The following is a 15,670-nucleotide window of genomic DNA, read 5'->3' on the forward strand; positions in this document are numbered from 1 at the left end:
CCATTAATGGATACGAGCTTTTTTGTGTTTTTGGGTACCGGAGGTCATAAGCGACGGTTTATTTCGTCAGAACGCCGTCCTTGATGATATAGATGCCCTCGCCGTCCATCGGGAAGGATTTACCGTCAAGAACCATGGTGTTCCCCGAAGCATCGGAATTGTGGTTGATTGCCGCTTCTAGCGAGGTTGCGTCTGCTCCATTGCCCTTGAAGCGGAGAATCTGTGTATTCTGGAATTCCATCGTGTTGTTTTTCGAGCCGTACTGGAATGAAACGCCGTACTGAGCAGTTTCGGTCAGTTCATAGCTGTAGATTTTGCAATCGGTAAACCGGAAGTTGTTGTTGACCGAGAACTGCGGATTTTCGTTGAGTCCGTTGCCATCCAGTACGATTGTAGAAAAGTTGTTGGAGATTCCGGAATGTCGGTTGGTTCCAATCAGCGTGCTTTTGCTGACATTGACGCTGGAATTGTTGGCATAGGAATTGATGGCGGCCCATCCGCTGAGTTCACTGCGGTCGATGCGGCAGGTAAGGCCTTCGTTCAGGGATGCCAGATTCAAAGCATAATAAGAAGCGGTGATCTGGCTGTCAGCCAGGGTGAGCTTTGCGTTCTGTGTATCGTAAATCGAGATGCCCCGGGTATAGTTGGCGGCGGAGTCGGTGTTGATATGGCTGTTCGAAACGGTCAGCTGCGTATTGGCGCAGCTGGAGATACTGACCGACTTGATGTTGTCCTGTTTGACACGGGTTCGAACGGTGCAGTTCTTGAGGGTGAGCTTCACGTTGTCCTGATCGATGGTGACCGGAACGCCGCTGTCCGGCATGATGGCCGTCTGGTCGGCGCCTGCGCCCACCAGCGTGATATCCTGTCCAGCTGAAAGCACGACATTTTCGGCATAGGTTTTCGCGCCCAGCAGAATGGTGGTCGGAGTGGTGCCCGCGTTTCTGACAGCTTCCATGATCGACTGGGATTCAGGCAGCTCCGCCGGCTTGGTGACCGTGATGTCTTCGCCCGCGCTGTTCTCCACCTTGACGGAAGCGTCCGCGTTTACAGTCTGGGCGGCGACGACACCTTCATCACGCTTGACAAAGCGGGTTTCTCCCTGCAGGGTCAGCGTGGACTGGACATGCAGGAGGCCGTACAGGTTGTAGGTATTGCTGGAAGCGGTAAGGGTGGCATTTCCGGTATAGATGTCCGCGCTTTGATTCACGGTGCCCTGCTCGACGCTGACATGATAGGTGTCGGTGTAGATGGCGCCGCCTGCTATATCGACAGTGCCGTATGCATCGTCCTTGACAAGCGAGAAATCCTGGCAGGTCAGCGTATAGCCATTGAGGTCGATGTTCGCAAAATCGTTGAGATTGACGCTTTCTGTCGGTTCGTTGATGTCCTTCATCAGCACGATTGTGTCGTTTGCCGCCGCCGCGTTGATGTCCGCGACGCTGTACGCCTTCTTGATCGATCCGTTCGTCTGTGTCGCCGTCAGGACGATGTCCGCTTCGAAGCCGTCGTTCTGGTAGCTGTTTCCTGCGGATTCCATCATCTTGATCGTCAATGTGATGTATTCCACCTCGCCGGCATCCAGCCTGCCGTTCGGCGCGGCCGCGATGACGCCGTTCTTAATCAGCGCCGCAATCGATCCGTCCGCTGTGACCTGCGCTTGAGGGCTCGTCTTGTTGCTCGCCGCGCCGTACAACAGCGTATCGGCCAGAGCGTTGTCCTGCATCACGAGGTCCATGTTGTATTTGAGGTTCAGGGTACCCGCGTTCTTGACAGCCAGGTAGATGGTCTTTTCGGCTCCCGGCTCCCAGTTTTTGAAGTCTTCGCCGAAGATGAAGTCCTTTTCGGTTTCGTTGTCGATTTCGCTCCAGCTGGTGTTCAGCGTGCCGGGCGTGCCTTCGCCCGTGTACTTGTAGAACTGGACGTTTAAATTACCCGCCTGGATGCGGTTGCCCTTGTTGGAAACCGTATCGCTGAACCATGCAAGGGTTGTGCCGATCAGCATTGCAAAGCACAGGATGATGGACAGCCCGCAGGCCCAAAGCGATCTTCTTGTGTTCTTTTTCTCCATGTTTTTTCTCCTCCTGCATTGTGGATTATGGTTGACCATTCGATTGATGGAATGAACTGGCTGTAAAAGCTGGGATGCTTTAACAGCCTATTTACATTATATTAGGTGTTATAACAAAAGTCAACGTTTATTGGCACAAAGACTTCATTTTCTGCGCAAAATGTGATTTTGGGGCAGCTCAGCGTATCGGCAAGCACTGAGGTCTGGAAGCGTCGGTGGCAGAACAGACTGGTGCATGGGAACGCTTTATGGATTGTGCCGGTTAATCAAATTATTTAGGCGGGTCAGCGGTATGACCTATAAATGATGCCATGTAAGAAAATTTGCAGGATGGCGCTTCGAAAATAAAAAAATAATGGGGAAAAGTTGCATACTTGTATGCAACTTTTCCCGTTTTGGCAGGCAATAGGTGAAAGGGGTGAAAAAATTATGCCAAAGACCACGATTTCGGCAAAGGAGCGGCTGTTCTGTTATTATTTCAGCCGGCTGCAAAACCATCGGGAAGCGCTGCTGAAAGCCGGGTATACGCCGGAACAGTGCAGCCGGACGGCGGCGCGGTTGCTGCAGAGAAGGGATATCCGCCGGCAGATCGACCAGTTCTCCGACAAGGGGGATCCGGTCAGGCAGCAGGTGGAGGCGGGGCTCAGACGCATCGCGTTCGGCTGTGTGACCGACGCGTTCAAGCTGGTCTGCGCCTATCAGGGCGAAACGCCGGTCGATCTGGACGGATTGGACCTGTACAACGTCTCGGAAATCAAGGACAGCGGAAAGGGGCTGGAAATCCGGTTCTTTGACCGGATGAAGGCGCTTGAGATGCTGTCGAATCTGGAGCAGAGCCGGCAGCAGAATGAAGCGGGTCCGCTGTATGAGGCGCTGGAGCGGTCGGCGCAGGCTTTAAACGGGGAACGGGCGTGTGCGGATGATTGAGTTTCGCAGGTTTTCTCCCAAACAGCTTCGGGTATTGAACTGGTGGTGCAAAAACAGCCGGGACGCGGGACGGGATGCCATCATCTGCGACGGCGCGGTGCGAAGCGGCAAGACGCTGTGTATGTCGATCTCCTTTGTGTGCTGGGCGTTCTACCGCTTTGACAACCAGAGCTTTGCCATCTGCGGCAGAAGCGTCGGGTCGGTGCGGCGCAATGTCACCACGGCCTTGCTGCAGGTTTTGGCGGGGATGGGATTTGCCTGTACTGAAAAGCTGACGCAGAAGTACATTGAGATCCGGTTCCAGGGGCGGTGCAACCGGTTTTATCTGTTTTCCGGCAAGGATGAGTCCTCGGCCGCGCTGATCCAGGGCATCACGCTGGCCGGGGTACTGTTCGACGAGGTTGCGCTGATGCCGCGGTCGTTCGTCGAGCAGGCGCTGGCGCGCTGCTCGGTGGAGGGGTCGAAATTCTGGTTCAACTGCAATCCGGAGCATCCCTACCACTGGTTCTATCGGGAGTGGATTCAGAAGGCAAAGACGAAGAACGCGCTGTATCTGCATTTCACCATGCGCGACAACCCGTCTCTCACCGAATCGATGATCCGGCGGTATCGGACGCTGTATGCCGGCGCGTTCTACGACCGGTTTATCCTGGGAAGATGGGTGGCGTCGACCGGGCTGATCTATCCGATGTTCTCGCCGGAGAAGCATCTTGCAAAGAGCCTGCCCGCAGGCTGTGAACGCTATCTGATATCCTGCGATTACGGCATTGTCAACCCGGCATCCTTCGGGCTGTGGGGACTGAGCGGCGGGAGATGGTACCGGCTGGACGAATACTACTACGATTCCAGGGTGCGCGGCGGCTGCAGGACCGATGAGGAGTACTATGCGTCGCTGCAGGAGCTGGCGGGAGGATATCCGATAGAAGCGGTGATTGTGGACCCGTCGGCCTCCAGCTTTATCGAATGCGTCCGCAGGCATGCGCGGTTTCAGGTGCGGCCGGCTGTCAACGATGTGCTGACCGGCATCGGGCTGGTATCCGCGGCGCTGCAGAACGGCGAACTGCTGTTCTCGGAGCGCTGCCGGGATACCATCCGCGAATTTTCGCTGTACCGCTGGGAGGAGAACCGGCAGAAGGACTGCCCGCGCAAGGAGAACGACCACGCCATGGATGACATCCGGTACTTCGCGATGTACGCGCTGCACCGGCCGCAGAACGCAGGATTCTGCGCGCTGTCATCCGAGCGCGGCCGTCCGGACGGCGGATAGGTTCAAGCTATGCGGTAGACATGTGTTGAGTTGTTGGGGATGGGAAGATGGGCGGGATTGTCCGGAAGGGATTATGTGCAAAAATGGATACGGATTCGAAGAGCAGGATAGAAATCTAAATAATGTTCTGCAGGTTAAAGGGGCATTATGAAACAATTCACACATTCGGCCGCAGAAAAAAGCATAGAAAATTTGATGCGGAATGCAGCGGATGATGGTGTTTCTTCCAGCCAGTCTAACATGGAGGCAGATCATATCCAGCATCGGCTGAAAGACTCGAAGAATTTTCGGTATGGACTGTAGCCGGAAGGTTCGAAGGGTCCGGACTGGACTGTAGCCGGAAGGCTCAAAGGGTTCAGTATGGAATGAGCCGTATGGCCCGGAGAATCCGGTATGGAGCAACACACATGTTTCTGCTGCAAATGATGGAAAGGAGGGCGCGGTGACCTGGTTTAAAAAGACAAAGAAACCGACCGCTGGCGCGGTGCTCTGCCAGACGGCGGCATCCCGGAGAAACGGGCTGTCGCCGCTTGAAACAGAGAGCTTTGGACAGATGGGGCTTTCCCTGTATGAAGGGCTGCGGGAAAATATCCCGATCATCGACGCGGCGGTCACAAAGCTGATCCGCCTGCTCGGGACCTTCAGGGTGGAGAGCGGGCACACCCAAACCGACCGGCAGATGGCGGAATTCCTCCGGTATCTGCGGGTGGGTTACAACGGCATCGGGATACAGCGGTTCATCGAAGGTTATCTGGATGACCTGCTGACCTATGGAAACGCCGTCGGCGAGATGGTGCTGACAAGGGACCGCAAAAACATCGCGGCGCTTGTCAATGCGCCGCTTCGGAACATGAAGATCGAAAAGGATGAAAAGCGCCTGCAGCCGGTCTATCTGGTGCAGCGGGATGCGTCCGGGTATGAGCGTGTACGGTATCCGCAGTACATCCTGTTTTCAGCGCTGAACCCGGATTCCGGGAAGCTGCTGGGCAATTCATTGTTGAAGGGGCTGCCGTTTGTCAGCTCGATTCTGATGCAGATCTACCACTGTGTGGACAAAAACTTCGAACGGCTTGGAGACCTGCGTTTCGCGGTGACCTACAAGCCGAATGGAAGCGCGGTGGATCAGGCATATGCGCGCCAGATCGCATCCAATATGGCAAACCAGTGGAGCGACGTGATGAACAGCGCGAAATACGGGCAGGTGAAGGATTTTGTGGCCGTCGGCGACGTGGACATCCGGGTGATCGGCTCGGATGTGCGGATGATCGACATCGATGTGCCGCTGCGGCATATCTGTGAACAGATCATCTCCAAAACCGGCATCCCGCCGTTCATGCTGGGCATCAACTGGTCCACAACCGAGCGCATGAGCCAGCAGCAGGCGGATATCCTGACCAGCGAGCTGGACAGCTACCGGTCCCTGCTCGATCCGGTCATCCTGCAGGTCTGCAACCTGTGGATGCGTCTGCACGGGCATACCGGCAGGCTCAGCGTGAAGTGGAACACCGTCAAGCTCGCGGATGAGGTCGAGCTGGCGCGCGCGAGGCTGCTGAACGCGCAGGCCGAACAGCTTGAGCGGACATTTCTGGAAGGAGGGGACAGCATTGACCCAGACGATCGTCAAGGGGCGCGCCGAAACGAAGATAACGCCCGAGGAGCTGCGGAACGTGAACCGCTATACCCGTCGTGAGCTGGACGCCGATGAGGTGTATGCCTTTTCGCTGATCCTGTGCGACAACGAAGTGGACCGGGATTATGAGTGTTTCACCGTGGACGCGCTCCGGAAACTCCAAACGCTGTTTTTGGGAAAGACCGGCATCTTCGACCACAACCCGAAGGGGGAGAACCAGTCGGCAAGGGTCTTCGAGACGTCGGTCCTTCGGGATGAGACCCGCAGGACCAAAACCGGCGACATCTACCACTGCCTGAAGGCGAAGGCCTATATGGTGCGCGGCGAGAAGAATAAAGAACTGATGCTGGAAATCGACGCCGGCATCAAGAAGGAGGTCAGTGTCGGCTGCAGCGTGGCATCCTCAGTGTGCAGCATCTGCGGAAAAGACCATCGGATCGACAGCTGTGAACACCGTCCTGGAACGCGCTATGACGGAAAGCTGTGCTACATCCTGCTGGATGAGCCGACCGACGCATATGAGTTTTCGTTTGTCGCGGTGCCTTCGCAGGTTGGCGCAGGGGTCGTCAAACGGTTTGAGGGAGGGATGAAGGATATGGAGCTGATGAAGCGGTTTTCAGCCGGGCGGCCGGTCAGCCTGTCCGCCGAGGAGGCGGGCCGGGTGCATGCGTACATACAGGGCCTGGAGATGGACGCCCAAACGGCAAAGGCGTACCGCCGGTCGCTGACCGGGGAGATTGTGCGGCTGTCCGCGCTGGATGACCTGCCGATTTCTCCACAACTGCTGCAGTCAATGGTGGAAAAAATGAGCGTGCCGGAATTGAAAACCCTGCGGGATGACCTTTTGAAGACCGATCTGCCGGGCGCATGCCAGCTGGGCGGCTTTCAGGATGAAAAGGATGATGAAACGGACCGGTCCTTTCTGATTTGAGATGGTGAAGATTGAAAGGTGCAGAATGGGGTATCCGGCCTGCGGAATGTATCGTGGTCAAGCGAGAAGCCGTACACCGCAGATTGAAAAATATCTGCTGGCGGGACGCAGCACGGCATCCGTATGGATTGCGGGGAAGATTGACAGATGAAAAGAGCCGCCGTTTGGCGGCGGAAAGTAAAGGAGAGAACCATATGAACAAGGTTTCTTTGCTGGGCGCGGGCGAGATGGTCGTCACGCTGAAGGCATCCGGCGCCGTGGCGCTGGGACAGCCGGTCAAGCTGAGCGCGGACCGGACGGTCGCCGCCTGCGGCGACGGCGACGCGGTTACGGGGATCTGCGTCTCTAAAAACGGCGGATATCTGGGCGTACAGCTGGCGGGATATCTGCGCGTCAGCTATTCGGGCTCACTGAGCTACGGCTGGCAGCACATTGCGGCGAATGGGACCGGCGGCATCAAGGCGGCCGCGGATTCTTCAGCCGGCGCGAAAAGCAGGCCGTGCCTGATTGTGGAGTTCGACGCTGCGGCACAGACCGCGGGCATCTTATTATAGGAGGTACAGGATGGAACAGTATCAGAATATTCCGCTGGAGCGGTCGATGTATCACATTGCAGGAAAATCCTTTTCCCAGGTGCTCGAGGAGCAGGACCCTTCGGACCGGTACAAGGGCACACCGCTTGCGGGGCTGGACGCATTCCAGCGGCAGCTGAAGCGGTTTGACATCCGCGTGGGCAGTTCGCAGTCCGACAAGGTGGAAAAATTCTTCTCCACCTCCTCGGCCGCCGTGCTGTTTCCGGAATACATCGCGCGCGCGGTCCGGCAGGGCATCGAGCAGACCGACTATCTGTCCGAAATCACGGCGACCAGGACCATGACCGATTCTCTGGACTACCGCTCCATTCTGGTGGATCCGGATGAGGATGAGAAGGAGCTCAAGATTGTCGCCGAGGGTGCGGCGATCCCGGCGACCTATATCAGCCTGACCGACCATCTGATTCGCATGAACAAGCATGGCAGGATGCTGGTGGCATCCTATGAGGCGGTGAAGTACCAGCGGCTGGATTTGTTCACGGTGTCCCTGCGTCAGATCGGCAACTATATCTGCAAATCCCAGCTCAAGGATGCCGTGGATGTGCTGATCAACGGTCATGACGTGGATACGGCGGCCCAAGCGATCGAGACGCAGAGCGGCGGCGCGCTTTGCTATGCGGACCTGCTCACGCTGTGGGATGCGCTTGGGGATTACGAGATGAATGTGCTGCTCGCGTCGCCGGACATGATGCTGAAGCTTCTGAGCATCGAGGAATTCAAGGACCCGCGCACGGGGCTCAACTTTCAGGGCAGTGGCCGTCTGAGCACGCCGATGGGCGCCAGCCTGATCCGCAGCGACGCGGTGCCGCAGGGTACGCTGATCGGGCTTGACAAACGCTTTGCGTTGGAGATGGTCGCCGCCGGCGACGTGCTGGTGGAGAATGACAAGCTGATCGACCGACAGCTTGACCGCACCGCGGTTTCCACCATCACCGGCTTTGCGAAGATCTGCCCGCAGGCGGTTAAGATGATCCAGCTGACGCAGGGCGGCGAATCTAAGTAAGGTACGAACGATATTCACAGGGGATCAAGAACCCCGTCCGGTAAAAAGATGGGACCGTCTGAGGACAGCGGAAGTCACAGCCGCATGCCGAAGGACGGCAGGCGATGACCGCAGAATCAAACCGATACCGGGCGGGGGATTTGCCCCCGGCAGAAAAATACAAAGGAGGCGGGAGGTTTGTTGGAGCTCGGGGATATCCTGCCGCTGTTCAGCAGTATGGCGGGAATTACGCAGGATGAGGCGCTGGAGTACGACGAACTGATTCATAAAAATATCGGGACGCTGCGCGCAAGGCTCAAGCCCGGCGCGGATGCCGCAGAGAACCGCGTGAAACTGGCCATGGCCGCGGCGGCGCTGTGCTTCTACGACTATGTGCTTGACCAGATCGTGAAGGATCCGCAGACATCCTTTCAGGCCGGAGAGATTTCCGCAAGCCGGAATCTGGAACAGCTGCTGGCGGTTGCGAAGGAATACCGGGACAGCTTCCTGCTGGCGGCGCAGGACTGCATGCGGTATGACGGCTTCATCTTTGAAAGTGTGGGATGATATGACCTTTTCCAATGTGATTAAATCCAATCTCAGGCGGTATGGACGCCGCATGACCATTCGGTTCCCGGATAAGACCGTACGGCGGCAGTATGCGCTGCTGTGGAGGGCCGGGCAGAAGCATTTTTCCAGCCTGATCGGTGGATATTCGGCGCTCGGCGAGACGGATGAGGAGCGTTTTCATCTGATCTGTCCGCCGTGCGAGGGCGGAAAGGCGCTGGAGAAGCGCTGCATCGTGGAGGACCGGGGCGAACGCTATCTGGTGCTGCACACCGATACCGTCATGGCGGGCTGCGAAACCTGTTTCCTGACCGCGTCGCTCAGAAGGGTTTATGGGGAGGAATCGGTATGAACGGCTTGAGTCAGCTGACCGGCGCGGTGCTGGATTATCTGGCGGGTACAGGGAAATTCGAGGACGTCAAGCTTCTGCAGGCCTTCCTGCCGGGCACAGGGCCGTATCCGATCACGCGGCCGATGCTGGCGCTGCGGCCAAAATCGGCGGCAGTCAAACGCACGGTGTTCTCAGATGATTACGGGGAAGAAGGGGCGTCGTCCGTCCGCGGCAGGATGGCGCAGATCGAATGCTGTGCCGAAATCTATGTGCCTGCAGGACAGGATGGCACGGCGGCGCAGGCGCTGTTTGACCGGCTTTGCAGTGTGCTGCTGCTCACACAGAACCCCTTCTGCATCCACACGGCAATCATATCCAAGCAGACCTATGAAAAGGCGCTGGAAGCGTTCCGGATCGAAGCGGTATTTTCGTTGGACGCGGTACTGGCGTCGGATGGCGCTGCCGATGAGAGTACGGAAAACGGGCCTGCGGCGGTATCCCCGGCGGATATGCCGGGAATCCACGGCACTGGATGGAGCGAAGCATCCCTGTCGGAGCCTGGGAATACGCTGCGCGTCCTGCCCATAGCATCCGGGGAGGATGTTTCCATTTGGGCGGGGGAGCATAAGCTGGCGCAGGTGGAGGGATATCAGGTCGTCGCCGACCGCGCGCTGCATCTGATCGAAGCCTGTGAGGAAGCTTCGCCGGTTGGGTTTGTTTCGGGAGAACCCGTTTATAAGATTGTGCTGGACCGCGTGTGGGCTTTGCCTATGGCGGAGGATTTGGAATCGCTGGACAGCTTTACGCTGACGGTGCGGCGGCCGGGCTGTGAGGTTCGCTACGGCGGATGTGTCTGGACAAGGCTGGAGCGGTCGGCCAGGGGAAACGGCCTGCTGTTGGAAAAGGCCGAAATCATGGCGTTCAGCAGGACGGTTTCCCACATGGAAGGGGTGAAAACAGGGTGGAACACAGAGGACAAAGAATAAACGGGACAGGGACGCAGTCTTTTTCCCGGCCGACCGCGGGCCGTTTTGAGGATATGTCGAAGATCGGTATCGACAGCCGAACCATCCATTCCGTTCAACCGCAGGAGCCGGACGGGTACGGCGGATGGCAGAGATTCTTATCCAGACAGGTCAGACGTCTGGATACGCAGTATTAGAACAGAACCAAATCCGCATCGGAAATGGGGAACGGTGCATACCATTTTGACGGCAGGTCCAGAAAAGATCTGCCGCCTGTAAGGAGGCGTATGCGTATGAAGATACCCCAAATGACTCATCGGTACCCGTGCAGACGCCGGTTCCGGTTTGCTTTGGATCACGGAATGTTTCATCGGGACCGGCCGGATATACCGGTACGCATTGGAAGGAAGGGATGGGACAGGCATGCAGTATAAGGACTATCAGTTTCCGCATAATCCGCATCGGATTCAGCTGTACTGCGGCAAGCAGGTGCAGAACACCTTTTCCCCGATTCTCGGGGATGTTGTGCGGGTGCTGGGCAGACGGGCGCGGACCGTGAAGGGGGAGGGCGTGTTTTTCGGGAAAGACCGGCAGGAACAGTTCGACGGCCTGTATGCGGTGTATGCCGAACAGACCCCCGGCAGCCTGCAGCTGCCGGGGCTTAGGCCGTTCAGCGCCTTTTTCATCGAGCTGGAGCTGCTGTGTGAATCCGGGCCGCAGGTGCTTTCCTACCGGTTCACCTTTCTGGAGGATATTGGTTTGCTGACAAGCGCGTCGGGCGGGGAGGTGATCTGATGCTGACAGTCAGACTGTACGATCAGGACGGCGAAGAGACGGCGGTTGCAAACCTGTTGTATGTGGAGCTGGATATGGATTTCTTTGCGCCGGCGCACAGCGTGCGCGTGCAGTTTTCGGCGGAGGGGAACAGTTTTGCCAAGACCTATGCAAGGCTGACGGTTTCCTGTGAAGGCGAACAGATCTTTGCGGGCTTTGTCGACCATGTATCCTGCACGAGGACCCCGAAGGGGCGGTTCATCGAGTTTGCGGCGCGCAGTCTCGTTTCGGTGCTGATCGACAATGAGGCGCTGCCGATGGTCTGCCAAAACCTCTCGCTGCAGCAGCTGTACGAGGAGCACATCGGCGTGTTCGGCTGCTTTTCTGGAATCCATTATGACCGGAACGCCATGCTCAGCGCGTTCACGATTCCAAAGGGAACCAGTGAATGGGGGGTGCTGACGCAGTTCTGCAGGCTGGCGCTCGGCACAGCGCCGCGGCTGCTGGCCGATGGATCGATCGATGTGCGGCAGGAATACCAAGGGCAGACCTATACAGTGTCCAATGCGCTGCCGGATGCGCTGCGCTACACCACGCTGGAAATAGAGGATCATGCGGAGGAGGTCATCACACGGGTGTGGCTGATCGACCGGGATAACCGCTACGGCGTGGTGGTGAACGAGCATCTGCCGGGCTTTCAGCCGCCGCGCGTGCGGGTGCTGCGGGAGGGCGGCGACTGGCAGAGTTCTTACAGGACCGGACCCGAAGAGATGATCAAGGAAGGAATGCTCAAGAAGAAGGTGGTGCGGTGCGCGCTATCGGGAATTTATCCGATGCAGATCGGGGACCGCGTCAATCTCAACGACAGCATGCTGGTGAAAGCGGGCCTGTTTGTGGGCGGTGTCAACCTGAAAGCGGATGCATCCGGCTTCTGGACATCGCTGACGCTGCTGGAACCGGATTATCTGTAAAGCCTTTCGGATCAGCCGGAGGAAACAGAGCGCTGCTGTATCACGGGTATCTCACCGCCTGCTGATACGGTTTTGGGGGCATTCAAACTGATGACATGAGGAGGAACTGATATGTGGATATCGGAGCTTGCGAAGCCTTACCGGACCGCGTTGCCGCGGCAGAGCATGATGGCTGCGGGCGTGGATGCAGCCGGAAGGATTGCGGTGACGCCGGGGCAGGTGCTTGAACAGAACACGGTTCCGTTCTTCACGCCGTACGGGCTTTCCTACAGGATGCCGGCGGGACAGGAGCCGCTGCTGCTGCAGGACGACGGGCAGGTGGTCTGTCTGGGCGTCAAAAACGATCCGGGCAGCCTGCGTCCGGGAGAATTGAGACTGGAGTCCGCCGGCGGCGCGTCCATCGTGCTGTGCGGGGATGGAAGCATCCTGCTGAACGGCTGTGTCACCATCACACCGGATGGACAGATTCAGACACCGTGATGGCATAAAACCGCGCAGGGATTCGCTTGAAGGACGGCGCAGAGCTTTTCCATAGAGACAATTTTGATATGGCAAGGCTTTTATCATAGAAGAGAAAGCTCCCATCTGTGACTGTATCATCGTCACAGATGGGAGCTTTTTGTGCGCTAATGTTTCTTAAGTAAAAGATATTCGCTTTCCAAAAGTATTCCGGCGGCTGTTGAAGTGAAGGCGACAGGCTGTTGTATCCCGCTCTTCACGCTGTTATAGGGTGCAGAAGCGCGTGCAGGCAATGCCGCATCCCCGCATGCTGTTCAAATGGTTGGCACATCCGGAAAAAGTGCCGCATTCCGACAAATAAAAATTTAAAAAATAGCGGAGAAGCTATTGACAACGGAAAATTGTTTGCTATAATAAACATATGAACAATTATTCATATGAGAAGGTGAACCGATGAAGACCGATGAAATGATTGACAGCTGTGAACAGCTCGAAGTACACGAAAAAATCGTGTTGGCGGTCAACCAAAAGGTGCCGGATGACGAGGTTCTTTATGATCTGGCGGAGCTTTTCAAAGTATTTGGAGATTCGACCAGAATTAAGATACTCTATGTGTTGTCTCAGTCCGAGATGTGTGTGTGCGACATTGCGCAGCTTCTGGGAATGAGCCAGTCGGCGATTTCCCATCAGCTGCGCGTGCTCAAGCAGTCGCAGCTGGTAAAGTTCCGCCGGGAGGGAAAGACCGTGTTCTATTCCCTGTCCGACGGCCATATCCAGACCATCCTCGGGCAGGGGCTGGAGCATATAGAAGAATAAAATTACAATTGGAGGAGTTATTTATGTTGGAAAAGGTAATCATCTTAGAGGGGCTTGATTGTGCAAACTGTGCTGCCAAGGTGGAGCGCGCCGCATCCAGAATCCGCGGCGTGGACAACGCAAACGTCACCTTTATGACCCGCAAGCTGTTTATGGAAGTCGAAGACGGCAAGCTGGAGCAGGTTATGAAGGAGCTGGATGAGGTCATCCACAGAATCGATTCCACGGTAGTGTTAAAGGTAGAAAAGTAACAGGTCCTTGCGCATGGGAATATCCTATCGGAAGGGCCGCAGTTTAGGAAGGACGGGGGATAGGTTATGAAAGAGAAGCGGACGCTCATACGCATCATCACAGGAGCGGTGATTTTTGCGGTTGGCATGTTGGTTCCGGTTTCGGGCATTTGGAGGCTGGTCATCTTTTTGGCAAGTTATCTGATCACCGGCGGGGATGTGGTTTGGAAAGCGGTCGTCAACATCCTGCATGGGCAGGTGTTCGATGAGAATTTCCTGATGAGTCTTGCGACCATCGGCGCGTTTATTGTCGGAGAATATCCGGAAGGCGTTGCGGTCATGCTGTTCTATCAGGTCGGAGAGCTGTTTCAGTCCTACGCGGTCAACAAATCCAGGGCGTCGATTGCCGATCTGATGGATATCCGTCCCGATTATGCCAACCTCAAGCAGGGCGGGGAGATCAAAAGGGTTTCTCCCGATGAGGTGCAGGTTGGCGATATCATTGTAGTCCGTCCCGGCGAAAAGGTGCCGCTGGATGGAAAGGTGCTGTCCGGGTCCTCTCTGGTGGACACCTCCGCGCTGACCGGCGAATCGGTCCCGCGCGAGGTGCATGAGGGCAGCGAGATCCTCAGCGGTTTTATCAACCAGAACGGCCTTCTGACCATCGAGGTCGAAAAGATGTTCGGCGAGTCCACGGTCAGCAGGATTCTGAACCTTGTGGAGAACGCCAGCAGCAAGAAGGCCCATGCTGAAAAATTTATCACGAAATTTGCAAGATACTATACCCCGGTGGTTGTCCTTGTGGCGCTGGCGCTGGCGGTTCTGCCGCCGCTCATTCTGAGCGAGGCGTTCAGCGACTGGATTTACCGTGCGCTGATCTTCCTGGTGGTTTCCTGTCCGTGCGCGCTGGTCATCTCGATCCCGCTGAGCTTCTTCGGCGGCATCGGCGGCGCGTCGCGCTGCGGTGTGCTGGTGAAGGGCAGCAACTATCTGGAGGCGCTGTCCAAGGCCGAGGTTGTCGTGTTTGACAAGACCGGTACGCTGACCAAGGGAACCTTTTCGGTCACCGAGGTTCGCCCGAAGGATGTGAGCGCTGAGGAGCTTCTGCGCTTTGCCGCGCTGGCCGAACAGCACTCGAGCCATCCGATTTCAGTGTCGATCAGGAAGGCCTATGGGCAGAAGCTCGACGAGCTTCCCATCAGCGGTGTGGAGGAGATATCCGGACACGGCGTCAAAGCGGTTGTGGATGGAAGGCAGGTTTTTGCCGGCAACGCCAGGCTGATGGAGCTTGAAAACATCGCATACGACCGCACCGAGCAGACCGGAACTGTGGTGCATCTCGCTTTGGACGGCAGATACGCCGGTTACATCCTGATCTCGGATGAGGTCAAGGAGGATGCGGAGAAGGCCATCCGGGAGCTTCGGAAGAGCGGCGTGAAGAAGACGGTCATGCTGACCGGCGACAACAGGACGGTCGGCGAAGCGGTGGCTGAGAAGCTCGGCATCGATGAAGCCTACACGCAGCTGCTGCCAGACGGCAAGGTGGAGCGGGTGGAAAAGCTTCTGCTCGAGAAATCCCCGAAATCGAGCCTGGTGTTTGTCGGCGACGGCATCAACGACGCGCCGGTCCTGGCGCGGGCGGACGTCGGCATCGCGATGGGCGCGCTCGGTTCGGATGCTGCGATTGAGGCGGCGGATGTCGTGATCATGACCGATGAGCCTTCGAAGATCGCTTCGGTGATGAAGGTGTCCCGCAAAGCGCTGCGGATTGTCAAGCAGAACATCGTGTTCGCGCTGGCAGTCAAGGCCGCCATTCTGGTTCTGGCCGCTTTCGGCTTCGCAACAATGTGGGAAGGCGTCTTCGCGGATGTCGGCGTGTCGGTGCTGGCGATCCTCAACGCGCTGCGTGCGATGCGCGTCAAACAGTATCAGTGATCATTTCCGGATTCCGGGAAGGCTTCTCTCCTTTGTTTTTCCGGGATGACTGTATAAGAGAAGGGCAGGACGTTTTTGCGTCCCGCCCTTCTTGTCATAATATTTGATTGTGCTGAGGTACAGCGGTCTCCCGCTGTTTACCAAGTGGCGCTTGGCAAAGTTGGCCGTTATTCCGCTGTGGTGTAGCGGCTTTACTATGTTTGCCAAGGTGTCTTGGCAAG

16 protein-coding genes are annotated in these 15,670 nt (G+C 56.9%); 15 read left to right on the forward strand and 1 reads right to left on the reverse strand.

The annotated features are described in order from the left end of the window. Positions 1 to 58: 58 nt before the first annotated feature. The gene (locus BN348_RS02200; protein ID WP_040195904.1) at positions 59 to 2,071 is read right to left on the reverse strand and encodes a right-handed parallel beta-helix repeat-containing protein; all 2,013 of its coding nucleotides are present in this window, start codon (positions 2,069 to 2,071) and stop codon (positions 59 to 61) included. A 429-nt stretch (positions 2,072 to 2,500) separates the two neighbouring features. On the opposite strand from BN348_RS02200, the gene BN348_RS12875 reads away from it, so the two are divergent. From BN348_RS12875 to BN348_RS02275, 15 genes are all read left to right on the forward strand, one after another. Beyond that, the gene (locus BN348_RS12875; RefSeq protein WP_052446640.1) at positions 2,501 to 2,998 is read left to right on the forward strand and encodes a terminase small subunit; all 498 of its coding nucleotides are present in this window, start codon (positions 2,501 to 2,503) and stop codon (positions 2,996 to 2,998) included. Next, complete coding sequence (locus BN348_RS02210) at positions 2,994 to 4,265, forward strand: PBSX family phage terminase large subunit (RefSeq protein WP_040195991.1); 1,272 nt, start codon at positions 2,994 to 2,996, stop codon at positions 4,263 to 4,265. Before BN348_RS12875 ends, BN348_RS02210 begins: the two co-directional genes overlap by 5 nt. Positions 4,266 to 4,707: 442 nt before the next feature. After that, on the forward strand, positions 4,708 to 5,955 hold the full coding sequence (locus BN348_RS02215; RefSeq protein ID WP_040195905.1) for a hypothetical protein: 1,248 nt from the start codon (positions 4,708 to 4,710) through the stop codon (positions 5,953 to 5,955). Beyond that, complete coding sequence (locus tag BN348_RS02220; RefSeq protein ID WP_052446642.1) at positions 5,870 to 6,826, forward strand: hypothetical protein; 957 nt, start codon at positions 5,870 to 5,872, stop codon at positions 6,824 to 6,826. Before BN348_RS02215 ends, BN348_RS02220 begins: the two co-directional genes overlap by 86 nt. A gap of 194 nt (positions 6,827 to 7,020) precedes the next feature. Continuing rightward, positions 7,021 to 7,380 carry a hypothetical protein gene (locus tag BN348_RS02225; protein WP_040195906.1) on the forward strand — a complete coding sequence of 120 codons (360 nt, stop codon included), beginning with the start codon at positions 7,021 to 7,023 and terminating at the stop codon, positions 7,378 to 7,380. A gap of 10 nt (positions 7,381 to 7,390) precedes the next feature. Further along, the gene (locus BN348_RS02230; RefSeq protein WP_040195907.1) at positions 7,391 to 8,422 is read left to right on the forward strand and encodes a phage major capsid protein; all 1,032 of its coding nucleotides are present in this window, start codon (positions 7,391 to 7,393) and stop codon (positions 8,420 to 8,422) included. 177 nt (positions 8,423 to 8,599) lie between these two features. After that, complete coding sequence (locus tag BN348_RS02235; RefSeq protein WP_156136389.1) at positions 8,600 to 8,968, forward strand: hypothetical protein; 369 nt, start codon at positions 8,600 to 8,602, stop codon at positions 8,966 to 8,968. Position 8,969: 1 nt separating this feature from the next. Further along, a complete protein-coding gene (locus BN348_RS02240; RefSeq protein WP_040195909.1) occupies positions 8,970 to 9,320 on the forward strand; it encodes a hypothetical protein in 351 nt (116 codons plus the stop codon). After that, positions 9,317 to 10,285 carry a hypothetical protein gene (locus BN348_RS02245; protein WP_040195910.1) on the forward strand — a complete coding sequence of 323 codons (969 nt, stop codon included), beginning with the start codon at positions 9,317 to 9,319 and terminating at the stop codon, positions 10,283 to 10,285. The genes BN348_RS02240 and BN348_RS02245 overlap by 4 nt, the downstream gene beginning before the upstream one ends. A gap of 402 nt (positions 10,286 to 10,687) precedes the next feature. Then, positions 10,688 to 11,059 carry a hypothetical protein gene (locus BN348_RS02250; protein WP_040195911.1) on the forward strand — a complete coding sequence of 124 codons (372 nt, stop codon included), beginning with the start codon at positions 10,688 to 10,690 and terminating at the stop codon, positions 11,057 to 11,059. Beyond that, positions 11,059 to 12,009, forward strand: a complete 951-nt coding sequence (locus BN348_RS02255; RefSeq protein WP_040195912.1) for a hypothetical protein — start codon at positions 11,059 to 11,061, stop codon at positions 12,007 to 12,009. Before BN348_RS02250 ends, BN348_RS02255 begins: the two co-directional genes overlap by 1 nt. Before the next feature lie 111 nt (positions 12,010 to 12,120). Further along, complete coding sequence (locus BN348_RS12880; RefSeq protein WP_052446643.1) at positions 12,121 to 12,489, forward strand: hypothetical protein; 369 nt, start codon at positions 12,121 to 12,123, stop codon at positions 12,487 to 12,489. A gap of 432 nt (positions 12,490 to 12,921) precedes the next feature. Further along, complete coding sequence (locus BN348_RS02265; RefSeq protein ID WP_040195913.1) at positions 12,922 to 13,284, forward strand: ArsR/SmtB family transcription factor; 363 nt, start codon at positions 12,922 to 12,924, stop codon at positions 13,282 to 13,284. A 23-nt stretch (positions 13,285 to 13,307) separates the two neighbouring features. Further along, positions 13,308 to 13,535, forward strand: a complete 228-nt coding sequence (locus BN348_RS02270) for a cation transporter (protein ID WP_052446644.1) — start codon at positions 13,308 to 13,310, stop codon at positions 13,533 to 13,535. Between the two features lie 66 nt (positions 13,536 to 13,601). After that, positions 13,602 to 15,449 carry a heavy metal translocating P-type ATPase gene (locus tag BN348_RS02275; RefSeq protein WP_040195914.1) on the forward strand — a complete coding sequence of 616 codons (1,848 nt, stop codon included), beginning with the start codon at positions 13,602 to 13,604 and terminating at the stop codon, positions 15,447 to 15,449. The last annotated feature ends 221 nt before the right edge of the window (positions 15,450 to 15,670 follow it).

This window comes from Candidatus Soleaferrea massiliensis AP7 (assembly GCF_000820765.1).
Taxonomy (GTDB): Bacteria; Bacillota; Clostridia; order Oscillospirales; family Ruminococcaceae; genus Soleaferrea; species Soleaferrea massiliensis.

Bases quoted from the DNA above. Each gene is read 5' to 3' on its own strand.
- BN348_RS02200 (WP_040195904.1), bottom strand. From the start codon at position 2,071: ATGGAGAAAAAGAACACAAGAAGATCGCTTTGGGCCTGCGGGCTGTCC.
- BN348_RS12875 (WP_052446640.1), top strand. From the start codon at position 2,501: ATGCCAAAGACCACGATTTCGGCAAAGGAGCGGCTGTTCTGTTATTAT.
- BN348_RS02225 (WP_040195906.1), top strand. From the start codon at position 7,021: ATGAACAAGGTTTCTTTGCTGGGCGCGGGCGAGATGGTCGTCACGCTG.
- BN348_RS02230 (WP_040195907.1), top strand. From the start codon at position 7,391: ATGGAACAGTATCAGAATATTCCGCTGGAGCGGTCGATGTATCACATT.
- BN348_RS02240 (WP_040195909.1), top strand. From the start codon at position 8,970: ATGACCTTTTCCAATGTGATTAAATCCAATCTCAGGCGGTATGGACGC.
- BN348_RS02245 (WP_040195910.1), top strand. From the start codon at position 9,317: ATGAACGGCTTGAGTCAGCTGACCGGCGCGGTGCTGGATTATCTGGCG.
- BN348_RS02250 (WP_040195911.1), top strand. From the start codon at position 10,688: ATGCAGTATAAGGACTATCAGTTTCCGCATAATCCGCATCGGATTCAG.
- BN348_RS02255 (WP_040195912.1), top strand. From the start codon at position 11,059: ATGCTGACAGTCAGACTGTACGATCAGGACGGCGAAGAGACGGCGGTT.
- BN348_RS12880 (WP_052446643.1), top strand. From the start codon at position 12,121: ATGTGGATATCGGAGCTTGCGAAGCCTTACCGGACCGCGTTGCCGCGG.
- BN348_RS02265 (WP_040195913.1), top strand. From the start codon at position 12,922: ATGAAGACCGATGAAATGATTGACAGCTGTGAACAGCTCGAAGTACAC.
- BN348_RS02270 (WP_052446644.1), top strand. From the start codon at position 13,308: ATGTTGGAAAAGGTAATCATCTTAGAGGGGCTTGATTGTGCAAACTGT.
- BN348_RS02275 (WP_040195914.1), top strand. From the start codon at position 13,602: ATGAAAGAGAAGCGGACGCTCATACGCATCATCACAGGAGCGGTGATT.